We start from the raw sequence: 7,471 nt of genomic DNA, 5'->3' as shown, positions 1-7,471 counted from the left end.
GCGCGCGCGTCTGTTCTGGTTCCTCGAGGGCTGGTACAACCTGCGCCGTCTACACAGCAGCATCGGCTACCGTTCACTGCTCGAATTCGAAGACGAGCACACGAAAAATAAAAACGCGTCCCCGTGCGGGTTGCCCATCGCCGGGCAGCGTCGTGGTCGTGATAGGCGACCCGCCGCCCGCCCGTGGACAACCCGCGACTTACCTGCTTAACGGAGGTTAAATCGCCATATCGATTGCTACTGCACATCTGTCCGTCAAAGCGGGGCAACTTCAGACCTCGGGCGCGTCCAGCGCCTACTCAGCACCGCGTTCGCCGGCGAGCACGCTGTAACCCTCGCGTCCTCCCCACGCCCCTTTTCCGGGGCGCAGCCCCTGGCCCATCCGGACCGGATATCTGGTAGCCTTTACCAGAGGCAAAAAGGCCACGCACCTTGCGGTACGTGGCCTTCATCTTTGGTGGTGCGTGAGGTCGGACTCGAACCGACACAGGATTTCTCCCGTCAGGACCTAAACCTGGTGCGTCTACCAATTTCGCCACTCACGCACGCGAAAAATGCTGCGCCGAACAGGCTTGCGCGTCGCTGTCGCGACCGCCCGAAAAGCGCGAGCGCAAGATTTTAACCGATCTCCCTCCGCTTGTCTCTAGCGGCCGACCTCTCCCTTGCCGCGATGCTAAAATTCGTTGATGTCTCCGCGAGGCGGCCGCGACGTCGTGCCGTCGAACCGCCCCGCACCCGTCCGAGCCGATCTCGCCCCACTCGTTCCTGTCCCCGTGAATTTCGACGAATACTGCCAGCAGAAAGCCGCAGCGCCCGGCTCCAGCATCTACTATGCGCTGCGCCAGGCGCCGCTCGCGCGCCAGCCGCTCGTCGCCGCGCTCTTCGCGCTGCGACGCGAGCTCGAACAGACGGTGAAGGAAGTCAGCGATCCGACCATCGGCCACACGAAGCTCGCCTGGTGGCAAAAGGAACTCGCCGCGCTCGCGGCCGGCAATCCGTCGCACCCGGTATCGCAGGCGCTCGCCGCGCACCATCCTGACATTGCACGCGAAGTCGACGCGCTTCAGACGCTCGTCGCCGGCTACGGGATGGATCTCGAGCAGGCGCGCTATCTGGACTTCGCGAACCTGCGCCGCTACGTCGACCATACGGGCGGCACGTTCGCGGGGCTCGTCGCGCGCGCGAGCGCGAGTCGGCCGGCCGCGGACGACGCGCGCTGGGCGCAGCCGCTCGGGCACGCGCTGACGCTCGCGCAATTCGTACAGGATTTGGGGCAGGACGCGCGCCACGGCCGCATCTACATTCCGATCGACGAACTGCAGCGCTACGGCGTGACGGCGGCCGACCTCCTCAACCGCCGCTACAGCCCCGCATACACCGAATTGATGCGTTTCCAGGCGTCGCGTGCGCGCGATGCGCTCAACACGTCGCTGTCCGGCATCCCCGCCGACGAGCGTCGCGCGCAGCGCACGCTGCGCGCGCTCGGCGCGCTCGCGCTCGCGGTGCTCAACGAGATCGAGCGCGACGGCTTCCAGGTGCTGCACCAGCGGCTCGCGCTCACGCCGATCCGCAAGCTGTGGATCGCATGGCGCGCCGCGCGGCGCCGCTGACGCGCGCCGCCCGTCACGCGCGCAACAACGGCAACGGCTCGAAGCGCTGCTGCAGGACGCTCGTCGCATCGAGCCCCCACCACGGACCGAGCACCATCGCGTAGAGCTGACGAAAGTCGACCGCGACGGGCAGGTTGCCGTTGCCATCGAGCCGCGCGAGCGCGGGCGGCGCGCCGTACAGGCCGCCGCGCACGCGCCCGCCCATCACGAAATGCGGCGCGGCCGTGCCGTGATCGGTGCCGTTGCTCTGATTCTCCCGCGCGCGCCGGCCGAACTCCGCATACGTCATCACGAGCGTGTCGTTCCAGCGCCCGAGCTCGGTCAATGCCGAGCGCATCGCGACGAGCCCTTCCGCCAGTTGCTTCAGCAATCCCGCCTGCTGGCCGGGCTGGTTCTGGTGCGTGTCGAAGCCGCTCAGCGTAAGGCGCAGCACCGCGACGCCCTGCCCCGGCATCGGCGCGCGCTGCGGCGTGTCGCACGCGGCGAGCACCTGCATCGCGGTCTTCACCGACGTGCCGAACGGCCCGGCCGGAAACGCGGTCGCGAGCGCGGGCGCGCCCGCGTGCGGACGCAGCCGGTCGGCCGCCTTGACGATGTCGTTCTCCACGTCGATCACGTGGGCGAGCGCGGGATTGCGTTCGCGCAGCGACACGGGCTGCACGAGCCGCGCCTCGCGGATGAACTGCGTGGGATTGACGAGCGCGATCGCGCGCGCGCCGTTCGCGAGCGGCCCCATCTCCGCGCTGCCGAGCACGACGCCGTCGGCGGCAAAGCCGGGCGGCACGCTCGCCTGCGCGAACGCGCGCGTGAGCCAGCCTTCGCGCAGATACTGATCGGCGCGCGACGCGGTATCCCAGATCTCGATCGAGCGGAAATGCGACAGATTCGGCTGCGGATAGCCGACGCCGTCGACGATCGCCAGCCGCTCATCGCGCCAGATCGGCACGAGCGGCGCGAGGGCCGGATGCAGCGCGCTGCGCTCGTCGAGCTGCACGACCTGCTCGCGCTTGACGCCGATCGTCGGACGCAGCGTGCGGTATAGCGAATCCGCATACGGGATCACCGTGTTGAGCCCGTCGTTGCCGCCCTTCAGCTCGACGAGAATCAGCAGGTTCGAATAGCTCGCGGCGCCCGATGCACGCGCAAACGCGCCGTGCACGGCAGACGCCGCGCCGGCCGCCGTAGCCGCGAACGCGTGCGGCATCGAGAGCGATGCACCCGCGGCCCCGGCGAGACTCGCCAAGGCCAGAAAATCCCGTCGTTTCATCCTGCTTTCCTCGTTCTGCGTTCGACGCGCCCCGCAGTTCGCCGCGTCGCGCGGCATCGCCTCGTCGTCGTTTTCATGTTCGCTACTTCAGTTGATATGCTGGGTCCATTAGCAACGCCTGCAAATACGCGCTGCTCGTCGCGCCGGCCTCGATCGCCGCGACGGGCGAAATCGGCAACACCGCGTGCTGCATCTGCAGCTCCGTCGACAGGTCCGGCTGCGCCTGCGGCTTCGTCCGATACGCGGCGAGCCACGCGTCGAGATCGAAGCGCATTCCTCGACGCATCGGCGCCAGCTTGCCTGCCATGTCGTGGGAACCGGGCGCCGCGCGCATGCCGGGCGCCTCCGTCGCGCGCATCATCTGCTCGACGAATTGCTTGCGCGCAAGCAGCGTCGAGCTGTTGATCCAGATCGCGCCGCCCGGCCAGCCCTTCACGTTCGGCGGGTAGAACAGGTTCTGGCCGAGCGTGCGCAGCGTGTTCGCGAGCGGCGCGGCATCGCCATAGCCGACGTCGAAGAGCCGCACGGTGCCGGCCACGAACTCCGCCGGCGACTTGACGAGCACGCCACGATTGCGATCGGCCCAGAACGCATCCGACGACAGCAGCCCCGCGAGCGCCGCCTTGATGGCGTAGCCGCTCTGCCTGAATCGCGCGGCGACGTGCTCGACGACGTCGGAATCGGGCGTATCGGAGATGAATTCGCGCCACAGCTTCGCAACGACGAAGCGCGCGGTTTCGGGACGGGCGAGCAGGATGTCGAGCACCGCGTCGCCGTCGAAGCGCCCGGCTTCGCCGAGCACGGTCTTCACGCCGTCGTCGTGAACGTTCGGCCGGAACGCGTACGCGAGCGTATCGGGATCGAGCCCCCAGCCGGTGTACGCGCGCGCGGCCTCGGACACGTCGCGCTGCGTATAGTGGCCTTCGCCGAGCGTGAAAAGTTCCATCACTTCGCGCGCGAAGTTCTCGTTCGGCCGCCCCTTGCGATTGCTCGCGCCGTCGAGATACTGCAGCATCGCCGGATCTTTCGCGACGCCGTGCAGCATCGCGCCGAAGTTGCCGAGCGCATCGGCGCGCAGCAGCGCGTTTTGCGCCGCAATCGTTTGCGGAAACGGTACCTTGTCCTGGCCGGACGTGAAGTGGTTGTGCCAGAAGAGCGTCATCCGCTCGGTGAGCGGCGACGGCGTCACGAGCATCTCGCGCACCCACCACGCGCGCAACTCGTCGTAGCGGCGGTTGCGCAACTGCTGCTCCGCGCGCCGCTCGTCGGGCGTGAACGCGGCGCGCCCCGCGCGCGACGGCGGCAACTCGCGCACCCAGTCGGGCGGCGGCGTGACGCTTTGCGTGCGCGTGCCGGCGAGCAATTCGGCGAGCGCTTGCGCGCGCGTCATTCCGACGAAATGCGCGACGTCGCGCGGCGGCGGCGAGAAGCCGGTGCGCGTCAGCAGGAAGCGCGCGTCGTCCGCGTCGAGAAGCGTCTGCAACGAGGCCGGCATCCGGTCCGCCTTCGCCGGGGCCCGCCCGGCCGTGCTCGAATCGCTCATCGTCGACCGTTCTCCGAAAGAGGAAAACCACGACAGCTCGCACGGCGCGCGACCGTCGGTAATGGCGATTCAACGGCTCGCGACGATGCGCAGTTGACGATCGAATTGATACGGAATTTTTCAGGGCGGCCAGCGCCCGGCGACGCGCAGGATTTAACGATTCAACGCTTGTAAAGTTCGCGGACCGCGTCTTCGATGTGCTGGCGCAAGAGATGCCGTTCTTCCGGCGTCATGTGGCCGTCGCGGCGCCGCTGATCGAGATCGGGCGGGACAGCGGCCGAGCGGGAGGGAGGCTCGGCGCGATCGGGCGACGCGGCACGCGCCGGTGCGCCCTTGCCGCGCGGCATCTTGTGCGACGACGCGGCGCCGCGGTCCGGGCGCTGCGCACAGGCGAACTCCGAAGCGAGGAAGCCGACGCATGCGAGCGCCAGCACGAACGCCGTCTTCGTCGGCCGCATCACTGGCCTCGCCTCTTTCGTCGTTTTGTTCCCTTCGTCACGCGGCAACCGGCTACCTTTGGCACACGTACAAACCCTGCGAGAATCGGGCGTGCAAACCATGTAAATGTTAAGTGGAGGGAGTATCCACCGAATGTCGTCTTCGAGTAAAGGAGTCTGTCGCGACTGTCTTTACTCGGCACAATAGCGCGGGTAAATTTTGTAACTGACTGTAACCCGTCGAAAGCCGCAAGCTCGCGGTTTTTCCTAATCGCGATAAGATGCCACTCATGGAAACGAAAAACCCCTCGAAAATTCTCGTCGTCGACGACGACCCGCGCCTGCGCGATCTGCTGCGCCGCTATCTCGGCGAGCAGGGTTTCAACGTGTACGTCGCCGAGAACGCGACGGCGATGAACAAGCTCTGGGTGCGCGAACGTTTCGATCTACTCGTGCTCGACCTGATGCTGCCGGGCGAGGACGGCCTGTCGATCTGCCGCCGCCTGCGCGGCAGCAACGACCGCACGCCGATCATCATGCTCACCGCGAAGGGCGAGGACGTCGACCGCATCGTCGGCCTCGAGATGGGCGCCGACGACTACCTGCCGAAGCCGTTCAATCCACGCGAGCTCGTCGCACGCATTCACGCGGTGCTGCGCCGCCAGGCGCCCGCCGAACTGCCGGGCGCGCCCTCCGAGACGACCGAGGTGTTCGAGTTCGGCGAGTTCTCGCTGAACCTCGCGACGCGCACGCTCACGAAATCCGGCCAGGAGATTCCGCTCACGACGGGCGAATTCTCGGTGCTGAAAGTGTTCGCGCGCCATCCGCGCCAGCCGCTGTCGCGTGAAAAGCTGATGGAGCTCGCGCGCGGCCGCGAGTACGAAGTGTTCGACCGCAGCCTCGACGTGCAGATCTCGCGCCTGCGCAAGCTGATCGAGCCGGATCCGGGCAGCCCGCGCTTCATCCAGACGGTGTGGGGTCTCGGCTACGTGTTCATCCCCGACGGTGCGGCCTGATTTCTGTTTCGACGCGGCACACGCCTCCGACGCCACGCCTTTGACGCCAGTTAGACAGCCAGTCCTATGCGTATCGACCGGCGCCTTTTGACGCTCGTGTTCGGCGGGCTGTTCTGGCGCACCTTCCTGCTGATCGCACTGTTGATCGCAGTGAGTCTTGCTGCGTGGTTCCAGAGCTTCCGGGTGATCGAGCGCGAGCCGCGCGCGCAGCGCGTCGCGCTGCAGCTCGTCGCGATCGTGAAGCTCACGCGCACGGCCCTCCTCTATTCCGATCCCGACCTGCGCCGCGCGCTGCTGCAGGATCTCGAGAGCAACGAGGGCGTGCGCGTCTATCCGCGCGAAAAGACTGACAAGTTCAAGCTGCAGCCCGACGAGTCGCTGAACCGGCTGATCGAGCACGACATCCGCAGCCGCTTGGGCGACGACACGGTGATCGCGCAATCGGTCAACGACATCGCCGGCGTGTGGATCAGTTTCAAGATCGACGACGACGACTACTGGGTCGCGCTCGACCGCGATCAGCTCGACACCGTCACTGGCCTGCAATGGGCGGGCTGGGGCCTCTTCGCGCTCGCGCTGTCGCTGTTCGGCTCGGCGTTCATCACGAGCCTCGTGAACCAGCCGTTCTCGCGGCTCGCGCTCGCCGCGCGCAAGGTGGGCTCCGGCCAGACGCCGGAGCCGCTGCCCGAGCGCGGGATGGGCGTCGCCGCCGACACCAACCGCAGCTTCAACCAGATGGTGCGCGACCTCGAGCAACTCGAGGCGGACCGCGCGCTGATGCTGGCGGGGATCTCGCACGACCTGCGCACGCCGCTCGCGCGGCTGCGCCTCGAGACCGAGATGAGCCCGTCCGACCAGGCGACAAAGGACGCGATGGTCGACGACATCGAGCAGATGGACCGCATCATCGCCGCGTTCATCGACTACGCGCGCCCCGCGCAGCGCACGCCGGAGCCCGTCGACCTGTCGCACGTCGCGCGCGAGGTCGCCGCGCGGATCGTGAGCGAGGACGGCGTGCAGCTCGACATACGCCTCGCGCCCGCCGCCGTCATCGAGGCGGACGAGACGGACATGCGCCGCGTGATCGGCAATCTCGTCGAGAACGCGCGCAAGTACGGGCAGAGCACGAAGGACGGCGTCGCGCGCATCCTGCTCGAGACGCGCGTGACGCACGCGCGCGTCGAGCTCGTCGTCGCCGACGAAGGCCCCGGCATCCCCGAGGATCAGTTGCCGCTCGTGATGCGCCCGTTCTACCGCGTCGACACCGCGCGCAGCAAAGCCGACGGCACCGGGCTCGGAATGGCGATCGTGCTGCGCCTCGTCAACCGCTACCGCGGCACGCTGCGGCTGCGCAACCGCACGCCCGACGCCGGCCTCGAAGTCACGCTGGAGTTTCCGAGCGCGAAAGCGCGTGCGGCCGCGTGACGCACGACGAATCCCTCACTCGATGATCGAACCCTATCGGCATCTTTGAAAATTCCTATGAGGTTCGTTAGTTAAAATCTATTGATAGAAAAATTTAATAGAGTTATAGTTTTCCCTATGCTGTCACGGAGACGTTGCAGCGCATCGGTAGCTTGACCGCAGGTAGCCGTTTT

8 protein-coding genes and 1 tRNA gene are annotated in these 7,471 nt (G+C 67.1%); 4 read left to right on the top strand and 5 right to left on the bottom strand.

Translation table 11 applies throughout. The features are described 5' to 3' along the window. Positions 1–211: hypothetical protein (locus WS69_RS34625; protein WP_231747105.1), on the top strand; the 211-nt coding region annotated here is incomplete at its 5' end. A 247-nt stretch (positions 212–458) separates the two neighbouring features. Here WS69_RS34625 and WS69_RS09645 read toward each other — a convergent pair. Beyond that, positions 459–545, bottom strand: a tRNA-Leu gene (locus WS69_RS09645). A gap of 228 nt (positions 546–773) precedes the next feature. On the opposite strand from WS69_RS09645, the gene WS69_RS09640 reads away from it, so the two are divergent. Further along, entirely contained in the window at positions 774–1,610 is an 837-nt protein-coding gene (locus WS69_RS09640) for a squalene/phytoene synthase family protein (RefSeq protein ID WP_059470552.1), read from the top strand. 13 nt (positions 1,611–1,623) lie between these two features. Here WS69_RS09640 and WS69_RS09635 read toward each other — a convergent pair whose 3' ends face one another. The 4 genes from WS69_RS09635 to WS69_RS30630 all read right to left on the bottom strand — a co-directional run bounded on the left by WS69_RS09635 (position 1,624) and on the right by WS69_RS30630 (position 5,060). Continuing rightward, the gene (locus tag WS69_RS09635; protein ID WP_059470562.1) at positions 1,624–2,877 is read right to left on the bottom strand and encodes a DUF1501 domain-containing protein; all 1,254 of its coding nucleotides are present in this window, start codon (positions 2,875–2,877) and stop codon (positions 1,624–1,626) included. Between the two features lie 82 nt (positions 2,878–2,959). Next, positions 2,960–4,372, bottom strand: coding sequence for a DUF1800 domain-containing protein (locus WS69_RS09630; protein ID WP_059470561.1), 1,413 nt, complete (start codon positions 4,370–4,372; stop codon positions 2,960–2,962). A 209-nt stretch (positions 4,373–4,581) separates the two neighbouring features. Next, positions 4,582–4,878: a hypothetical protein gene (locus WS69_RS09625; RefSeq protein WP_059470551.1), complete on the bottom strand. Its 297-nt coding sequence runs from the start codon at positions 4,876–4,878 to the stop codon at positions 4,582–4,584. After that, positions 4,878–5,060, bottom strand: coding sequence for a hypothetical protein (locus WS69_RS30630; RefSeq protein WP_010104413.1), 183 nt, complete (start codon positions 5,058–5,060; stop codon positions 4,878–4,880). Before WS69_RS30630 ends, WS69_RS09625 begins: the two co-directional genes overlap by 1 nt. 78 nt (positions 5,061–5,138) lie before the next feature. Here WS69_RS30630 and ompR point away from each other — a divergent pair, with 78 nt between their 5' ends. Both ompR and WS69_RS09615 read left to right on the top strand, forming a co-directional pair. Further along, a complete protein-coding gene (gene ompR, locus WS69_RS09620) occupies positions 5,139–5,873 on the top strand; it encodes an osmolarity response regulator transcription factor OmpR (protein ID WP_004192636.1) in 735 nt (244 codons plus the stop codon). A gap of 66 nt (positions 5,874–5,939) precedes the next feature. Then, positions 5,940–7,298, top strand: coding sequence for an ATP-binding protein (locus WS69_RS09615; RefSeq protein ID WP_059470550.1), 1,359 nt, complete (start codon positions 5,940–5,942; stop codon positions 7,296–7,298). Positions 7,299–7,471 lie beyond the last annotated feature (173 nt).

Source organism: Burkholderia sp. BDU5 (genome assembly GCF_001522845.1).
Lineage (GTDB): Bacteria > Pseudomonadota > Gammaproteobacteria > Burkholderiales > Burkholderiaceae > Burkholderia > Burkholderia mayonis.
This window is presented reverse-complemented; position numbering and strand designations above follow the sequence as displayed.